Raw genomic sequence first — 15,995 nt, 5'->3', positions numbered from 1 at the left:
GCGCAGCATCGCATCCGACACACCGTTTTCGGGTGGCCACGGGCCCCGGATGCCCTTACTGTAAAGACATGGCATCGAAGAAGATCTTTGGAATCGTACTCGCTGGTGGCGAGGGCAAACGACTGATGCCGTTGACGGAGGACCGCGCAAAGCCGGCCGTGCCGTTCGGCGGCAACTACCGGCTCATCGACTTCGCACTGTCCAACCTGATCAATTCCGGGTTGACCCAGATCGTCGTCCTGACGCAGTATAAGTCGCACAGCCTCGACCGTCACGTCTCCCAGACCTGGCACGTCTCCGGCGGCTTGTTCAACTCCTACATCGCGTCCGTGCCCGCGCAGCAGCGCCTCGGCAAGCGCTGGTTCTCTGGCTCCGCGGACGCGATCCTCCAGAGCCTCAACCTGATCCACGACGAGAAGCCCGATATCGTCGTCGTGGTCGGCGCCGACCACGTCTACCGCATGGACTTCAGCCAGATGATCGCCGCCCACATCGCTTCAGGCGCAGAGGCCACGGTTGCTGCGATCCGCCAGCCGATCGGCCTCGCCGACCAGTTCGGCGTCATCGAGGTCGACGGGGCGACTCCGGACCACATCCGGGAGTTCCGCGAGAAGCCGAAGGACGCGATCGGCCTCGCCGACGCGCCGCACGAGGTGTTCGCTTCGATGGGCAACTACGTCTTCAACGCCGACGCCCTGATCGAGGCCGTGCTGCGGGACGGAGAACGCACCGACTCGAGCCACGACATGGGCGGGGACATCATTCCCGACTTCGTGTCCCGCGGCGAAGCCGGTGTCTACGACCTCCAGCGCAACGAGGTACCGGGCTCCACCGATCGCGACCGGTACTACTGGCGCGACGTGGGAACCATCGATTCCTTCTTCGAGGCACACCAGGACCTGATCAGCGCGCTCCCGGTCTTCAACCTCTACAACCAGAAGTGGCCGATCTTCAGCCAGCAGCTCAACTCGCCGCCGGCCAAGTTCGTCCGTGACGGGCGTGGCTCGCTCGGCACGATGATCGACTCGATCGTGTCCCTCGGCTGCGTCATCTCCGGCGCCCACATCGAGCGCAGTGTGCTCGGGCCGTGGGTGGCCATCGATTCCGGCGCCCACATCGCGGACTCGATCCTCTTCGACCGGGTGCAGATCCTGCCCGGCGCGACCGTGCGTCGGGCCATCCTCGACAAGAACGTCGTCGTCGCCGCCGGAGCCTCCGTCGGCGTCGACAGGGACCGCGACCTCGCGCGCGGCTTCAGCGTCACCGAGTCCGGCATCACCGTGGTCGGCAAGGGCGTGCACGTACACCCGTGACCCGTCCCACTCGTTTCCTTGTCGTCCTCGATTCCGATTCCACCCTGATTGAAAACGAAGTCATCGAACTCCTGGCGGATGCCGCTGGTTCGCTCGAACTCGTCGCTGCGGTGACCGAGCAGGCCATGCGCGGTGAGATCGACTTCGCCCAGAGCCTCCGTGCCCGGGTGAAGACGCTCGCCGGCCTGCCGGAGAGCGTCTTCACCGGCGTCGGACTCCTGGTGCGCCCGACTCCGGGTATCCATGAGCTCATCGCCGGGCTGCATGCCCACGGCAGCAGGATCGGGGTCGTCTCCGGCGGGTTCCACGAAGTGCTCGATCCGCTCGCGGAGAGCCTCGGCATCGACCACTGGCGAGCCAACCGGCTCGAAGTCATCGACGGCCACCTCACCGGCAACCTCGTCGGGCCGATCATCGACGCAACCGCGAAGGCGGACACCCTCCAGGAGTGGGCGGCGGAACTCGGCGTCGCGCTCCCCCAGACCGTCGCCGTCGGCGACGGAGCGAACGACCTGAAGATGATGCACGTCGCGGGTCTCGGCATCGCGTTCAACGCGAAGCCTCTCGTGCGGGCACAGGCGGATGTCGCGATCGACATCTGCGACCTCAGCCAGGTCCTGCCCATCCTCGGCCTCCGCGGCTAGCGCTTCCGCTACAGGCGCCGCCGTGTGCGGTGGACTCTAGTCGCGTCTGGGTGGTCCGGTGAGGACCTGGTGGGCGCGGTGCCTGTTCGGTGGGCGCCAGAGCCGTTGCGGGTCGATCAACCCGGGAGCCCGGACCTGGGGTGACCCTTTCACCATCCGGATCTCCCACCCCGAGGTATCGATGGTGTGGTGATGGAACCAGCAGAGTGGTACCCCGTTGTCGACGTTGGTCGGCCCGTCTTTCGCCCAGGGCTTCACGTGGTGCACTTCGGCCCAGTGCGCCGGGGCTTTGCAGCCGGGGATGATGCAGCCGCCGTCCCGGGCGGTAATCGCCCGGCGTTGCGCCCGGTTGAAATACCGCCGCTCCGGACCAAGCTTGAGCACCTCGTTGTTCGCCCCGAACAGGACCCCTTGGAAGCCGCCGTCACAGATCCGCTGATGCACCGTCTTGAGCGACACGGGGGCCTCGACCCCGTCGATCCACCCCACCCCGACCCCCGAGGCGAGGTCGGCCGCGTTCACGTGCACCATCACCGTCGGCGCCGACCCACCCATCGACGGGGTGCCCTCGTCCCGGGCAGCGTGCTCTAACAGCGCCCGGAGAATGTCCGCGCGCTTCTCCCCACCGCTGCGGGTGTCCGCGCGGCGCTCCCGGAGCTCCGCCTCGATCACGTCCAGCTCCGGTCCCGTGTCGGTCTCGGTGCCCGCGCCGGTACCGGCGGATTCGGCGCCGGGGATCATCTGCCCCGAGTCCATCAGGGCTTGTTCTTCGGCCGTCGGGAACGCGGGTCGGGAATGGAAGCTCAGGAAGGCGTCGAAGAGGGTGTTCATCATCCCGTAGAGTTCCGGCGTGACTCCGCCCTTGACCGGGTACAAGCCGTTCTTGAGTTGGCCGAAGCCGATGTTGGACTTCGCCTCGAACACATCCTCGGTCGGGAGCATCCCGTCGGGGTCGAGGATGGCCTGCCACTGCAACACCATGCCGCGGATCAGGTCCGCGGCCGCCGGGACTCCGGCGCCGGCGAGGATCTCGGTCTCCGGGGTGATCCACCCCGCCGCCGTGGCGACCAGGGCCCGTTCGGCGACCTCGACCTCCGCCGGGACCGCCCGGTGACTGACCGCCCCGAGTCCCGTCGTGATCAGCTCCGCCGCTTCGACCCCGATGTCCCCCGCGGTCAGCGCGGCCCCGACGACCGGGAACAGCGGCGGCAACACCGCCAGGCCTGCCCGGCGGGGCAACACCGCGTCGCCGAGCTTGATGCGGCGCTTCACTTCCCGGGCCGATACGCGTGTCACCCGGGTGAGTACATCCCAGGGGCCCCGGCACCCCATCTTCCAGGCCAGGCCTTCCCGACCGAGCACCCGGGCCCGCCGGTCCACATCCGTCGCGGTATTCACCCGGGCGGCGTCGACGGTCCGGCCGATGGCCTCCACTTCCTTGAGCGCCGTGACCGCTTCCGCATCGCTGAGCAACCCGACCGGGATCGCCGCCAGTGCGTCCGCGAAAGCCGAACGCGCTTCGGCGAGCCGGGCGACAGCATCCGCATGCACCGACGGCACCGACGGCACCGACCCGGCCAGCCCCTCCGCGCCCTCAAAGCCCTCGGCAACCACAACCGGATGAGCCGACTCTACAACCGTGGTGGGCTGATCACCCGCGGCCAGATTCTCTGCCTGCGGGGTGTGTGACTGGGGATCCGAAGCTCCTGCCATACCCCGATTCTACCCCGAATCGAACATGAATGCGAGACTTGCTCACATCATTTCAGGCTTCTCATCTCGAGTTTCACATCTGGAACGGCCTTACGATTCCAGTGAGATAGGAATCGTTCGATCATGGCCGAACAGCTTGGGTTCAGGGGCAATTCAGATTTGGTCATCTCACTGAAATCGTAAGGCCGATCTGGAAACGAGAGCACCAACCCCTGGCGGACGCTGTGTATGTGACCGGCGCCGTTCGCCAGCGGTGTGACGATCCATCCGACCGCCGTCGGGGAGTTCAGCGCGGAAGGACGACGAGCTTTCCGCCGGCGGTGCCGGCCTCCATGTCCCGGTGGGCCTGCTCGATCTCATCGAGCCTGTTGCCACGGCCGACCGGGACACGCGCGTGACCGGCTGCGACGGCGTCGAGGAAGGCCTGCAACTCGGCCGATGTCAGGTCTGCCGCCTCTCCGGAGTACGCGGTGAGGCACACGCCGTTGGGGAGCCAGTCCATCGGGTAGTATTCGTCGATCGTCCAGGTGTCGGAGAGCATCCCGGTGAAGCAGACGGTGCCTCCGGCTCGCACCGCTCGGAGGGTGTCGCGCAGGACGTTGACGCCGACGAGCTCGACGGCTCCGTCGACACCGCCCGGCACGATCTCCCGCACCCTGCGCGCGACCTCGCCATCGTCGATGATGACGTGGTCGGCGCCTGCAGCCTCGAGCAGGCCGACGCTCGACGGATTCCGCGTGGTCGACAGCACCCGCATCCCGCGCAGCGCGCCGAGGGTGGCCCGTGCGAGGCCGACAGAGGACGTTCCGCCGCGGATGAGCAGGCTCTGGCCGCCGACGGCCTGCAGCCCGACACGCAGCGACCCCGCCGCCGTCTGCAGCATCTCGGACACGGCACCGAGAACGTCCCAGCCGAGTCCGCTGGTGAAGGGCACGACGATCCCGGCCGGCGTCGGCATCGGCACGTCGCGGACACGCAGAACACCGGGATCACCAGGACCGTCGACGACGACCGCCCGCATTGTCGCGGTCAGTGTCGGTCGCATGGCGAAGGTCAGTGACCCATTCCGAGTCCGCCGTCGACCGGGATCACGGCGCCGGAGATGTAACCGGCGTCCTCGCCCGCGAGCCACGTGACGACCCTGGCGACCTCGGCGGGGGAAGCGAAGCGTCCTGCCGGGATGTTCTTCTTGTATTCGGCCTGGACCGCCTCGGAAAGCTCCGCGGTCATCTCGGTCTCGATGAAGCCGGGTGCGACGACGTTCGCGGTGATGCCGCGGGCGCCGAGCTCGCGCGTGACCGAGCGGGCGAGCCCGATGAGCCCGCTCTTGGAGGCGGAGTAGTTGACCTGCCCGGCGGAACCGTAGAGGCCGACCACGCTCGATATGAGCACGATCCGGCCGAACCTGGCCTTGAGCATGCCTTTGGACGCGCGCTTGACGACGCGGAAGGCGCCGCTCAGGTTCGTGTCGATCACGGAGGTGAAGTCGTCTTCCGTCATCCGCATCAGGAGGGTGTCTCTGGTGATGCCGGCGTTGGCCACGACGACTTCGACCGGTCCGAGGGACGCTTCGATCTCGGTGAACGCGGCATCGATCGATGCGGCATCCGTGACGTCGGCGCGCACCGTGAGGCTGCCCTCTGGGCCGGACCCGGAGCGGGCCGTGACCGCGACCCGATGGCCCTGACGCACGAATTCTTCGGCGATGGCAAAGCCGATCCCACGGTTGCCCCCGGTCACGAGAACGGTCCTGACGGAGGGCATACGGTTCCAATCTATTCCCAGCGAACGACCAGCCGTACGCACGTATATTCCAGTTTACGGTGTCATCCCACACACCGGGCGAGACGTAGTCTTGTCAGGCAAAACCTCCACCGGTTGACCGAAGCGATGAGAGTATGAAACAGCAGTCGATCACGTCCCTGCCTCCGTCTCCGGAGGCCGAGCGACGCGCCCGTATGATCAAATACTCGGTCACCATGGGCATCCGGATGGTGTGCATCATCCTGATGCTTTTCGTGCACGGCTGGTGGCTTCTGGTCTGCGCCGCCGGAGCGATCCTGCTTCCCTATTTCGCGGTCATCGTCGCAAACGTCCACGGAAACGGAGCGGGAACCGCTGTCCTCCGCCCGGGAGCCGTTCAGCTCTACCGCGGTCAGTCCTCGACCGGGCCTGAATCCTCGTCGGCCGCCCAGCCGCCACCCGGGCAGGCCTCCGACGGGCCAGCGACCACTCCCGACCCGTCCCGCGACCCCGGTTCGGACGAATGATCGGTTTCGACGATGACCTCGACGTACCGCGTTGTTCGAGGGCCGGCTGCCGGGAGGACGCGCGGTGGCGCATCGACTGGCGCAACCCGCGTATCCATACCGCTGACCGGGTCAAGACCTGGCTCGCCTGCCCGGATCATGTCGCCTATCTGCGTGAATTCCTGGGTGCCAGGGACTTTCCGGTGGTCGTCGTCGCGCTCGAAGCTGCACCGGGCACGACACCGGGCCGCCAGGACGTAGGGACGGACCCGTCGTGACCGGTTGGAAGTTCGCGTTCACCCGCCGGTGGGCCGGATACCTCGTGCTCACCATCATCTTCGGCGCAGCCTGCGCCGGCCTGGGCATGTGGCAGTTCGCCAGGCGCAACGAGGCCCTCGTCGAGATCAACAAGGTCGACGCGAATTACGACCACACCCCGGTGAGCCTGACGGAAGCACTTCCCACTCGCGATTCCTTCAACGAGTCACAGAAGTGGCTGCCGGTGACGATGACGGGAACGTACCTCGTCGCCGATGAGCTGATCGTGCGGAATCGCCCGCTGAACGTGCACCCGGGCTTCGAGGTGCTCACGCCGCTGCTCCTCGCTGACGGCACGGTCTTCGTCGTCGATCGTGGCTGGGTCCCCACCGGCGAGACGGCGGAGGCCCCCGGCCCGGTTCCCGCAGCGCCGGCGGGTGAAGTCACGGTCATCGCCAGGCTCAAGGCCGGAGAACCGACCCTTCCCGGGCGCACGGCGAGTGGGAACCAGATCGCCACGATCCACCTCGCCGACGTCGCCGACCGTGTCGGCGCACCCACATACACCGCGGCATACGGCCTGATGGCCTCCGAGGATCCCGCGCCGGCCACCCGGCCCGCCGGCGTGACCAGGCCGGTCGCGGACGAAGGCTCGCACCTGTCTTACGCGTTCCAGTGGATGCTGTTCGCCCTGCTCGGCTTCACCGGGCTCGGCTGGGCGGTGCGGCAGGAATTCCGCTCTCTCAACGCGGACGACCCCGAAGAGCGCACGCGCGCGGAGGAACGCGCCCGCCGGGCGGCCGCCAAGCCGCGTACGGACGCAGAGGTCGAAGACGACCTCATCGACAGCACGCACTGACAGACGCACCGACCGGCAGTACGCACTGACAGACAGACGCACTGACAGACAGTACGCGCCGACCGATAGTGGCAGCTAGGCGAGCATGATCAGGTCGAGGTAGTCCTTATTCCAGTGGTCCTCTGTGCCCTCTGGCATGATCAGCACGCGTTCCGGGTTGAGCGCCTCGACGGCGCCCTCGTCGTGGCTGACCAGGACGACGGCACCCTCGTAGTGCGCGAGTGCGTCAAGGATCTCGTCGCGGCTCGCGGGGTCGAGGTTGTTCGTCGGTTCGTCGAGGAGCAACACGTTGGCGCCGGAGACCACGATCATCGCGAGGGCGAGCCTGGTCTTCTCTCCACCGGAGAGAACCCCGGCCGGCTTGTCGGAATCGTCACCGGTGAACAGGAACGAGCCGAGGACCCGGCGGGCTTCCATTTCGGTGATGTTCGGCGACGAGGACACCATGTTCTGCAGAACGCTGCGCTTCACGTCGATGGTCTCGTGTTCCTGCGCGTAGTACCCGATGCGGAGACCGTGGCCGGGGACGATCGTGCCGGTGTCCGGCTTGTCGACGCCCGCGAGCATCCGCAGGAGCGTGGTCTTGCCCGCACCGTTGAGGCCCAGGATGACGACCTTGGACCCGCGGTCGATCGCGAGGTCGACAGCTGCGAAGATCTCGAGGGAACCGTAGCTCTTGGACAGGTCGTTCGCCATCAGCGGGGTGCGGCCGCACGGGGCCGGCACGGGGAAGCGCAGCTTGGCCACGCGGTCGACGGCGCGCACGGCGTCGAGTCCGGAGAGCAGCTTCTCTGCCCGGGCGACCATCTGGTGGGCCGCTGCCGCCTTGCTCGCCTTGGCGCCGAACTTGGCGGCCTGCAGCTGCAGGGTGGACGCCTTCTTCTCGGCGTTGGCGCGTTCCTTCTTACGACGGTCGGCGTCTGCGAGGCGCTGGCGCTGGTAGTTCTTCCAGTTCATGTTGTAGATGTCGATGACCATGCGGTTGGCATCGAGATAGAACACCCGGTTGACGGTCTCGCCGACGAGTTCGATGTCGTGGGAGATGATGATGACGCCGCCACGGTAGTTCTTGACGAACTCGCGCAGCCAGACGACGGAATCGGCGTCGAGGTGGTTGGTCGGTTCGTCGAGGATCATCGTCTCCGCGGCGGAGAACAGGATGCGGGCGAGCTCGATGCGGCGGCGCTGGCCGCCGGAGAGGGTCTGCAGCTCCTGGTCGAGGATCCGGTCCGGAAGGTTCAGGTTGCTCGCGATCGAGGCCGCCTCCGCCTCCGCTGCGTAGCCGCCGAGGGCGTTGAACTGGTCGGTCAGGTTGCCGTAGACCTTCATGGCCTTCGCAGCGACCTTGGGGTCATCGCTGCCCATGTCGAGGCCGGCCTGGTAGAGGCCGAGGGAGATCGTGCCGAGGCCGCGGGCGTCGAGGATACGGGTGCGCGCGAGCATGGTCGGTTCACCGGAGCGCGGGTCCTGGGGAAGATAGCCGATCTGGCCGGAGCGGTCGATCTGGCCGTGGGTTGGCATCGTCTCCCCCGCGAGCGTCTTCGTGAGTGTCGTCTTTCCCGCACCGTTGCGGCCGACGAGGCCGATCTTGTCGCCGGCGGAGACGCGGAAACTGACGTCTTCCATGAGCACGCGCGCCCCGACTCTGATTTCGAGGTTTTGCACACTGAGCACAGCAATAGTCCGTTCGGAAGGTTCGTGGGAGGGGTTCGGCCCGACCGGGCCAGCTATCTAGTATATTCTCGCGCGGCGACGGGGAGGGACGCTCAGAAAAGTGTGGCCCGGAGCGTGTTCCCGAGCCACTCCCGGTAGGCCCCGAGAGACCAGTCCAGATCGAGCACGAGGGAGCGGTAGACCTGCGGGTGGGCGAGCGCCCAGATCGCCGCGGCCGCCTCGTGGTCGCTCAGGCCGCCGCGCAACGCATGGCGGTCGCGCAACGCCGTTGCCGTCTCGCTGAAGTTGTGCAGCAACCGCGCGGACTGGCGCAGCTCGAGACGCGCCACGTCGGCATCGACACCCGCGGCCTGCGCAACGACCCTCCGCAGGGCAGCGGTGCGCACGTTCGTCTCGACGCACCACGTGACGAGGAGGCGGATGATGTCGGTCGCCGAGCGCGTTCCGCTCGCCTCCCGGGGTGACGCAACCGGATCCAGGAGCACGGACTCCCCCGTGCCCGACGGCTCCGTGGCACCACGCTCGAGCACCGCCGCGAGGACGTCCGCCTTGAGGCCCACGGAATTGTAGATGGTCTGCACCGCGACACCGGCCTCCGCGGCTATCGCCGCGATGGATGCCGCGATGTACCCGCGCTCGAGCATGAGGCGCTCGGCCGCGTCGAGGATAACCGTCCTGGTCGCCTCGCTTTGCGTCGATCGACGGTTCGGCCTCGTCTTTCCGGGGGAATCCATCTCATTAGCATAGCGTTCCAGTGAGTGGAGGATCATGCTAATTCAGTTGCGGGCGCGGGGACGCCACCGGCCGACGGCATCCGCCGATGAACGCAGTGTCGCCCCGGATCGGAATCCGGGGCGACACTGGGCGGGTGAAACTGGGGCGACGGTCAGATCGCGAAGCCGAGGGCGCGCATCATGTCACGGCCGTCGTCGGTGATCTTCTCAGGGCCCCACGGCGGCATCCACACCCAGTTGATCCGGAACTGGTCGACGACCCCGTCGAGCGCTTCGGCGGTCTGCTCCTCGAGCACGTCGGTCAGCGGGCAGCCTGCCGAGGTCAGGGTCATGTGGATGATCAGGGCGTCGTTCTCATCGTCCCAGCCCAGGTCGTAGATGAGGCCGAGGTCGACGACGTTGATGCCGAGCTCGGGGTCCATTACGTCTTTGAGCGCCTCTTCGATCTCATCGAATCGCTCGGGTGACAGCGTTGAAACCATGCGGTCAGCCTACGTTCGAATCGACGAGAAAGCGATCGTAACCTTCGTCCTCGAGCCGGTCGGCAAGCTCGGGTCCGCCCTGCTCCGCGATCCGCCCGTTGACGAACACGTGCACGAAATCAGGCTCGATGTAGCGCAGGATGCGGGTGTAGTGCGTGATCAGGAGGATGCCGAGTCCGGTGTTCGCCTTGGCGCGGTTGACACCCTCCGAGACGATCTTGAGCGCGTCGACGTCGAGGCCGGAGTCGGTTTCGTCGAGGATCGCGAACTTGGGCTTGAGCAGTTCGAGCTGCAGGATCTCGTTGCGCTTCTTCTCGCCACCGGAGAAGCCCTCGTTCACGTTGCGCTCCGCAAAGCTCTTGTCCATGCGCAGGTTCGTCATGGACTGGCGGACGTCCTTGATCCAGGAACGGATCGCGGGCGCTTCGCCGTCGATCGCGGTCTTGGCGGTGCGCAGGAAGTTGGTGACGGTGACTCCGGGGATCTCGACCGGGTACTGCATCGCAAGGAAGAGGCCGGCGCGGGCGCGCTGGTCGACGGTCATGGTGAGGACTTCCTCACCGTCGAGCAGGATCGAGCCGCTGTCGGCGTGGTACTTGGGGTGGCCGGCGATCGTGTACGCGAGGGTCGACTTGCCGGAGCCGTTCGGCCCCATGATGGCGTGGATCTCACCCTCATTGATCGTGAGGTTGACACCCTTCAGGATCTGCTTGGTGCCCTGGTCGGTCTCGACGCTGACGTGCAGGTCCTTGATCTCAAGAACTGACATGGATTCTCTGGTCTCTTTCATTCAACGGCGCGTAGGCGCCGGTACGTGTGGGGGTTACGCGGTGACGTAGTGCGGGGTCGGGTCGATGAAGACGTCGCCGTTGATCAGCTCGACCGTGAACACCGGAACGGGTTCGTAGGCGGGCAGGTTGAGCGGGCGACCGCTCTTCAGGGAGAACTTGGAGCCGTGCGCCCAGCATTCGACCGTGTCGTCTTCGACGAATCCCTCGGAGAGGGAGATGTCACCGTGCGTGCAGGTGTCGCCGATCGCGAAGACGTCGCCGGCGCTGTCCCGCACCACGACGATGGGGACTCCGTCGATCTCGACCTTGACGGCCTGATTCTCTTCGAGTTCGTCGAAGGCGCAGATCTTCGTGGACGCCATGGTCAGTTCTCCTCGGTTGTTGCGGGTGCGCGGACCTCGTCGGTGCTGCGCAGTTCGGCTTCGATGGCCGCCTGGAGGCGGTCTTCGAGCGGTTTGGATCCGATGTGCTGAACGATCTCGCTCAGGAAGCCGCGCACGACGAGTCGCCGGGCCTCGTCTTCCGTGATTCCGCGGGACTGCAGATAGAACAGCTGCTCATCGTCGAAGCGGCCGGTCGCACTCGCGTGCCCGGCGCCCTTGATGTCACCCGTCTCGATCTCGAGGTTCGGGATGGAGTCCGCGCGGGTGCCTTCGGTCAGCACGAGGTTGCGGTTCTGTTCGTAGCTGTCGGTTCCGGGGGCGTTACGCCCGATCAGGACGTCGCCGATCCAGACCGTCCGTGCGCCGGCGCCCTGCAGGGCGCCCTTATAGGTCACCCGGCTGCGGCTGTTCGCGGCGTCGTGGTGCACGTACACCTGCTGTTCGAGGTGCTGGCCGGCATCCGCGAAGTAGAGACCGTAGAGGTCGGTGTCGGACCCGGGACCGGCGAGGCGCACCGACGGGTTGACCCGCACGATGCTGCCGCCGAGGGACACGACGACGTGCTTGAGGTAGGCGTCGCGGCCGACGGATGCGAAGTGGTTGGCCAGCTGAACGGCACCGATGTTCCACTCCTGCAGCGTGACGACCGTGAGGTGCGCGGACTCGCCGACGATGACCTCGAGGTTCTCGGTGAGGCGTACGTCGCCGGTGTTCTCGAGGATGATCGTCGCCCGGCTGAACGGCCTGGCCTCGATGATCGTGTGGGCGCCGCGCGGGCCGGTGCCGAGACGGGCCCGGGTGATCGTGATCTCCTTGTCCTCTTCACCGGTGACGGTGATGGCCAGGGCCTTCTCGAAGCTCGTCCAGGCGTTGGCGGCGGCGCGTTCCTCCGGGGCGCCGACGGAACCGATCCGGGCGTCGTCGCGCCCGACCCAGTCGATCGCGACACCGTCGGTCGGGGTCGAGTCGACGTCATAGGCTGCGCCGTCGAGTTCGCCGGCCGTGAGGTCCGTGAACTTGGCGACCGGTGAGAGCTTCCATACGGCCTCGCGCCCCGTGACGGGGGCGAAGTCGCCGACGTCGACGCTTTTGAAGCGGTCGTTCCTGGTCTGCACGGGGACGAAGCCGAAGCGTCCGTCCGAGTGCGCCTTGATGCCGTGCTGTTCGCTGGTGGGCAGTGCTGCTGTTGTTGAAGTCGGGGCGGCGGACATTTAGCCGACGGATCCTTCCATGCCCATTTCGATGAGCTTGTTGAGTTCGAGGGCGTACTCCATCGGGAGCTCCCGTGCGATCGGTTCGATGAATCCTCTGACGATCATGGCCATAGCCTCGTCCTCGGGCATGCCGCGGCTCATCAGGTAGAACAACTGCTCCTCGCTGACGCGGGAGACGGTGGCCTCATGGCCGAGCTGCACGTCGTCGACGCGGATGTCGATGGACGGGTAGGTGTCGGAGCGGGACTGGGTGTCGACGAGCAGCGCGTCGCAGCGCACGGTGTTCGCGGAGTGGTGCGCACCGGCATCCACCCGCACTTCACCGCGGTACCCCGAGCGGCCGCCGCCGCGGGCGATGGACTTGGACACGATCGAGGACTGCGTGTACGGGGCCATGTGGATCATCTTGGCGCCGGCGTCCTGATGCTGGCCGGGGCCGGCGAAGGCCACGGACAGGGTTTCGCCCTTGGCGTGCTCGCCCATCAGGTAGATCGACGGGTATTTCATGGTGACCTTGGAGCCGATGTTGCCGTCGATCCATTCCATGGTCGCGCCCTCTGCGGCTGTTGCCCGCTTCGTGACGAGGTTGTAGACGTTGTTCGACCAGTTCTGGATCGTCGTGTACCGGACGCGGGCGTTCTTCTTCACGATGATCTCGACGACCGCGGAGTGCAGCGAGTCCGACGAGTAGATCGGGGCGGTGCACCCCTCGATGTAGTGCACGTAGCTGCCCTCGTCGGCGATGATGAGCGTGCGCTCGAACTGGCCCATGTTCTCCGTGTTGATCCGGAAGTAGGCCTGGAGGGGAATCTCGACGTGCACGCCGGGCGGAACGTAGACGAACGAGCCGCCAGACCAGACCGAGGTGTTGAGTGCGGCGAACTTGTTGTCACCGGAGGGGATCACGGTGCCGAAGTACTCCTTGAAGACCTCGGGGTATTCCTTGAGCGCGGTGTCGGTGTCGAGAAAGATGACGCCCTGGGCTTCGAGCTCCTCGTTGATCTGGTGGTAGACGACCTCGGACTCGTACTGGGCAGCGACGCCCGAGACCAGGCGCTGGCGCTCCGCCTCGGGGATGCCGAGCTTCTCGTAAGTCTTCTTGATGTCGTCAGGCAGGTCTTCCCAGGTCTGGGCCTGCTTCTCCGTGGAACGCACGAAGTACTTGATGTTGTCGAAGTCGATTCCGGACAGGTCGGCGCCCCACGTGGGCATCGGCTTGCGCTCGAACAGTTCGAGGGCCTTGAGCCGGCGCTGCAGCATCCAGTCCGGCTCGTTCTTGAGCTTCGAGATGTCGGTCACGACCTCTGGCGAGACGCCACGGCGGGCGGATGCGCCGGCCGCGTCGGAATCGGACCAGCCGAATTCGTAAGTTCCCAGGCCCGCGAGTTCGGGCCGGTCGAGCAGGACGTCAGACATATTTACCTCTTCTCCCATCCACGACAACCCGGATATTAGTCCGGTCATTCCCGCACGGCTCCAGGCGAAGACGTGCGATGAACGGGTTGCGTGGGCGGCTACGTTGCGTACCTAAGATGATTAGAGGCGGCGAGGTGTCGAACCGCGGTTTGTACAACCGCGTGATCACCGCCCAGAAACACCTAATTCTACAGGTTCCCGATGCGTTAAGTGGCCGGACCCGGCGATTTCACATGCACCAGGCCCGAGAGGAAGCAGAACCCGTGAAATGGATTTCGGAATGGCTGCCCACGAGCGTTGACCGAAGGGTCCGCCTGATCGCGTGGGTGTACCTCGCCGCGCAGATCCTCCTCGTCGGCACGGGCGGCCTCGTCCGCCTGACGGGCTCAGGGCTCGGTTGCCCGACCTGGCCGAAATGCACGGACGGTTCGCTCGTCAACACGCCGGAGATGGGCATCCACGGGGTCATCGAGTTCGGCAACCGCCTGCTCGGTGCCGTGCTCGGCCTCGTCGCGGTCCTCGCGTTCCTCGCCGTCGTGCGGCTGCGGCGCGAACGCCCCGACCTGTTCCGCCTCGCCCTGTTCGCCGGGCTCGGCATCCCCGCCCAGGCGGTCATCGGTGGCATCAGCGTGCTCACGCTGCTCGACCCCACCGTCGTCGGACTGCACTTCGTCATCTCCGCAGTGCTCGTGGCGCTCTGCACGGCCTTCGTCTACCGGGTCTACACCGGCAACGGCCGGCGGGCCGCCGTCGTGCCCCGCTGGTACGCGATCCTCACGCATGTGACGAGCGCGGTGGTCGCCATCACGATCGTCGTCGGCATCCTGACGACCGGTTCCGGACCGCACGCCGGTGACGAGAATGCCCCGCGAAACGGGCTCGACTCCGAGTTCCTGCAGCACGTGCACAGCTGGCCCGCCTACCTGACCGTCGCGCTCACCATCGCCCTCGTCATCGGCGCCTGGGGCCTCGGCCGGTCGCTCCGCACCTGGACCCTGGCCCTGCTCGGTGTCGAGGCCGTCCAGGTCGCCGTGGGACTCGTCCAGGCGAACACCGGACTACCGGCCGGCCTCGTCGGAATCCACATGGTCCTCGCCTGCGTACTCGCGGCCGCGATGACCGCCGTCGTGCTGCACCTCAAGGAACCGGTGGCGCTGCCCGTCGACGCCGCTCCCCCGGTTCCGCACCAGGCAGCCGCCCGCTGACCCACCCGGCTTGGCTGGGAAGCCCCCGCGCGAGCTAGAAGGGGAGCAGCGGGTCGACGCCCACGGCGACGAAGAGCAGTGTCAGGTACGTGATCGAACCGTGGAACACCCGCATCGGCGAGACCACCTCGTGACGGATCGCGAGGTTGTACAGGCGGTGGGTCTCGAAGATGAACCAGCCGCCGGTGACAAGCGCGACTCCGGTATAGAGCAGGCCCATCGAAGCGACCGGGATCAGGAGCAGTGAGCACGCGACGGTCGCCCATGCGTACAGGATGACCTGGAGGCCGACCTGGGCGCGTCCGCGCACGACGGCGAGCATCGGGACGCCGGCGGCCTGGTACTCGGCGCGGTATTTCATGGAGAGCGGCCAGTAGTGCGGCGGGGTCCACAGGAAGATGATCGCGAACAGGATCAGCGGCGGCCAGGACAGGTCACCGGTGACGGCAGCCCAGCCGATCAGGACGGGCATGCAGCCGGCGATTCCGCCCCAGACGATGTTCTGGGCGGTGCGGCGCTTGAGGATGATCGTGTAGAAAACGACGTAAAGCAGGATCGCCCCGAGCGAGAGAGCCGCGGCGACCCAGTTCGTGAAGACCAGGAGCCACACGATCGACGCGGCACCGAGCACCCACGCGAAGACCAGGGCCTCCCGGTCGCTGAGCTCGCCGGTGACGAGCGGCCGGTTCATCGTGCGCTTCATCACGCGATCGATGTCGCGGTCGATGTAGCAGTTGAACGCGCCGGCGGATCCTGCGCTGAGCGCCCCGCCGATGAGGGTCGCGAGGACGAGCCACAGGCTCGGAATCCCGCGTTCGGCGAGCAGCATGGTCGGCGCTGTCACAACGAGTAACAGTTCGACGACGCGCGGCTTGGTCAGGGAGAGGTAGGCGAGGAACGTTCGACGGAAGCCTCGCGCTCCCCTGCCGCCGGGCGCCTGCACGCCCGCGGGGGTCGCGTCCTGGGAGATCTGCATAGTGGATTGAGTCTAACCAGTCCCGGCCGGGCGGAAGCCCATTCGAGGATCGTTCAGCTTTACGCTGGTCAACCTCACCCGGCC

17 protein-coding genes are annotated in these 15,995 nt (G+C 66.6%); 6 read left to right on the top strand and 11 right to left on the bottom strand.

Annotated elements, in window-relative coordinates:
- The first annotated feature begins 68 nt into the window (after positions 1–68).
- Positions 69–1,313, top strand: coding sequence for a glucose-1-phosphate adenylyltransferase (locus RCH22_RS06355; RefSeq protein ID WP_327013224.1), 1,245 nt, complete (start codon positions 69–71; stop codon positions 1,311–1,313).
- Positions 1,310–1,957 (top strand): phosphoserine phosphatase SerB, encoded by a 648-nt coding sequence (serB, locus tag RCH22_RS06350; RefSeq protein WP_327013223.1) that lies wholly within the window; start codon positions 1,310–1,312, stop codon positions 1,955–1,957. The genes RCH22_RS06355 and serB overlap by 4 nt, the downstream gene beginning before the upstream one ends.
- A gap of 36 nt (positions 1,958–1,993) precedes the next feature.
- Here serB and RCH22_RS06345 read toward each other — a convergent pair whose 3' ends face one another.
- The 3 genes from RCH22_RS06345 to RCH22_RS06335 form a co-directional block, all read right to left on the bottom strand.
- Positions 1,994–3,670 carry a DUF222 domain-containing protein gene (locus RCH22_RS06345; RefSeq protein ID WP_327013222.1) on the bottom strand — a complete coding sequence of 559 codons (1,677 nt, stop codon included), beginning with the start codon at positions 3,668–3,670 and terminating at the stop codon, positions 1,994–1,996.
- A 286-nt stretch (positions 3,671–3,956) separates the two neighbouring features.
- Entirely contained in the window at positions 3,957–4,715 is a 759-nt protein-coding gene (locus tag RCH22_RS06340) for a zinc-binding dehydrogenase (protein WP_327013221.1), read from the bottom strand.
- A gap of 8 nt (positions 4,716–4,723) precedes the next feature.
- A complete protein-coding gene (locus RCH22_RS06335; protein ID WP_327013220.1) occupies positions 4,724–5,434 on the bottom strand; it encodes a beta-ketoacyl-ACP reductase in 711 nt (236 codons plus the stop codon).
- Between the two features lie 134 nt (positions 5,435–5,568).
- Here RCH22_RS06335 and RCH22_RS06330 point away from each other — a divergent pair, with 134 nt between their 5' ends.
- The 3 genes from RCH22_RS06330 to RCH22_RS06320 are packed head-to-tail and all read left to right on the top strand — an operon-like array spanning position 5,569 to position 7,036.
- Entirely contained in the window at positions 5,569–5,940 is a 372-nt protein-coding gene (locus RCH22_RS06330; RefSeq protein WP_327013219.1) for a DUF3099 domain-containing protein, read from the top strand.
- Positions 5,937–6,197, top strand: a complete 261-nt coding sequence (locus tag RCH22_RS06325; RefSeq protein ID WP_327013218.1) for a hypothetical protein — start codon at positions 5,937–5,939, stop codon at positions 6,195–6,197. Before RCH22_RS06330 ends, RCH22_RS06325 begins: the two co-directional genes overlap by 4 nt.
- Entirely contained in the window at positions 6,194–7,036 is an 843-nt protein-coding gene (locus RCH22_RS06320) for an SURF1 family protein (protein WP_327013217.1), read from the top strand. Before RCH22_RS06325 ends, RCH22_RS06320 begins: the two co-directional genes overlap by 4 nt.
- A gap of 75 nt (positions 7,037–7,111) precedes the next feature.
- Here RCH22_RS06320 and RCH22_RS06315 read toward each other — a convergent pair whose 3' ends face one another.
- From RCH22_RS06315 to sufB, 7 genes are all read right to left on the bottom strand, one after another.
- Entirely contained in the window at positions 7,112–8,710 is a 1,599-nt protein-coding gene (locus RCH22_RS06315; protein ID WP_134448675.1) for an ABC-F family ATP-binding cassette domain-containing protein, read from the bottom strand.
- Between the two features lie 92 nt (positions 8,711–8,802).
- Complete coding sequence (locus RCH22_RS06310; RefSeq protein WP_327013216.1) at positions 8,803–9,444, bottom strand: TetR family transcriptional regulator; 642 nt, start codon at positions 9,442–9,444, stop codon at positions 8,803–8,805.
- Between the two features lie 152 nt (positions 9,445–9,596).
- On the bottom strand, positions 9,597–9,926 hold the full coding sequence (locus RCH22_RS06305) for a metal-sulfur cluster assembly factor (protein WP_134448677.1): 330 nt from the start codon (positions 9,924–9,926) through the stop codon (positions 9,597–9,599).
- Between the two features lie 4 nt (positions 9,927–9,930).
- A complete protein-coding gene (gene sufC / locus RCH22_RS06300) occupies positions 9,931–10,695 on the bottom strand; it encodes a Fe-S cluster assembly ATPase SufC (protein ID WP_134448678.1) in 765 nt (254 codons plus the stop codon).
- A gap of 54 nt (positions 10,696–10,749) precedes the next feature.
- Positions 10,750–11,079 (bottom strand): non-heme iron oxygenase ferredoxin subunit, encoded by a 330-nt coding sequence (locus tag RCH22_RS06295; RefSeq protein ID WP_134448679.1) that lies wholly within the window; start codon positions 11,077–11,079, stop codon positions 10,750–10,752.
- Positions 11,080–11,081: 2 nt separating this feature from the next.
- A complete protein-coding gene (sufD, locus tag RCH22_RS06290; RefSeq protein ID WP_327013215.1) occupies positions 11,082–12,311 on the bottom strand; it encodes a Fe-S cluster assembly protein SufD in 1,230 nt (409 codons plus the stop codon).
- Positions 12,312–13,730, bottom strand: a complete 1,419-nt coding sequence (gene sufB, locus RCH22_RS06285) for a Fe-S cluster assembly protein SufB (RefSeq protein WP_134531893.1) — start codon at positions 13,728–13,730, stop codon at positions 12,312–12,314.
- A 263-nt stretch (positions 13,731–13,993) separates the two neighbouring features.
- Between sufB and RCH22_RS06280 the strand changes: the two genes are divergently transcribed.
- Entirely contained in the window at positions 13,994–14,935 is a 942-nt protein-coding gene (locus RCH22_RS06280) for a COX15/CtaA family protein (RefSeq protein ID WP_327013214.1), read from the top strand.
- 34 nt (positions 14,936–14,969) lie between these two features.
- On the opposite strand, the gene RCH22_RS06275 is transcribed toward RCH22_RS06280, so the two are convergent.
- Positions 14,970–15,911, bottom strand: a complete 942-nt coding sequence (locus RCH22_RS06275; protein WP_327013213.1) for a heme o synthase — start codon at positions 15,909–15,911, stop codon at positions 14,970–14,972.
- Positions 15,912–15,995 lie beyond the last annotated feature (84 nt).

It is taken from the genome of Cryobacterium sp. GrIS_2_6 (genome assembly GCF_035984545.1).
GTDB lineage: Bacteria > Actinomycetota > Actinomycetes > Actinomycetales > Microbacteriaceae > Cryobacterium.
Note: the sequence above shows the minus strand (reverse complement) of the source record. Positions and strands in the feature narration are given on the sequence as shown.

Bases quoted from the DNA above. Each gene is read 5' to 3' on its own strand.
- RCH22_RS06355 (WP_327013224.1), top strand. From the start codon at position 69: ATGGCATCGAAGAAGATCTTTGGAATCGTACTCGCTGGTGGCGAGGGC.
- RCH22_RS06345 (WP_327013222.1), bottom strand. From the start codon at position 3,670: ATGGCAGGAGCTTCGGATCCCCAGTCACACACCCCGCAGGCAGAGAAT.
- RCH22_RS06340 (WP_327013221.1), bottom strand. From the start codon at position 4,715: ATGCGACCGACACTGACCGCGACAATGCGGGCGGTCGTCGTCGACGGT.
- RCH22_RS06335 (WP_327013220.1), bottom strand. From the start codon at position 5,434: ATGCCCTCCGTCAGGACCGTTCTCGTGACCGGGGGCAACCGTGGGATC.
- RCH22_RS06330 (WP_327013219.1), top strand. From the start codon at position 5,569: ATGAAACAGCAGTCGATCACGTCCCTGCCTCCGTCTCCGGAGGCCGAG.
- RCH22_RS06325 (WP_327013218.1), top strand. From the start codon at position 5,937: ATGATCGGTTTCGACGATGACCTCGACGTACCGCGTTGTTCGAGGGCC.
- RCH22_RS06310 (WP_327013216.1), bottom strand. From the start codon at position 9,444: ATGGATTCCCCCGGAAAGACGAGGCCGAACCGTCGATCGACGCAAAGC.
- RCH22_RS06305 (WP_134448677.1), bottom strand. From the start codon at position 9,926: ATGGTTTCAACGCTGTCACCCGAGCGATTCGATGAGATCGAAGAGGCG.
- sufC (WP_134448678.1), bottom strand. From the start codon at position 10,695: ATGTCAGTTCTTGAGATCAAGGACCTGCACGTCAGCGTCGAGACCGAC.
- RCH22_RS06295 (WP_134448679.1), bottom strand. From the start codon at position 11,079: ATGGCGTCCACGAAGATCTGCGCCTTCGACGAACTCGAAGAGAATCAG.
- sufD (WP_327013215.1), bottom strand. From the start codon at position 12,311: ATGTCCGCCGCCCCGACTTCAACAACAGCAGCACTGCCCACCAGCGAA.
- sufB (WP_134531893.1), bottom strand. From the start codon at position 13,730: ATGTCTGACGTCCTGCTCGACCGGCCCGAACTCGCGGGCCTGGGAACT.
- RCH22_RS06275 (WP_327013213.1), bottom strand. From the start codon at position 15,911: ATGCAGATCTCCCAGGACGCGACCCCCGCGGGCGTGCAGGCGCCCGGC.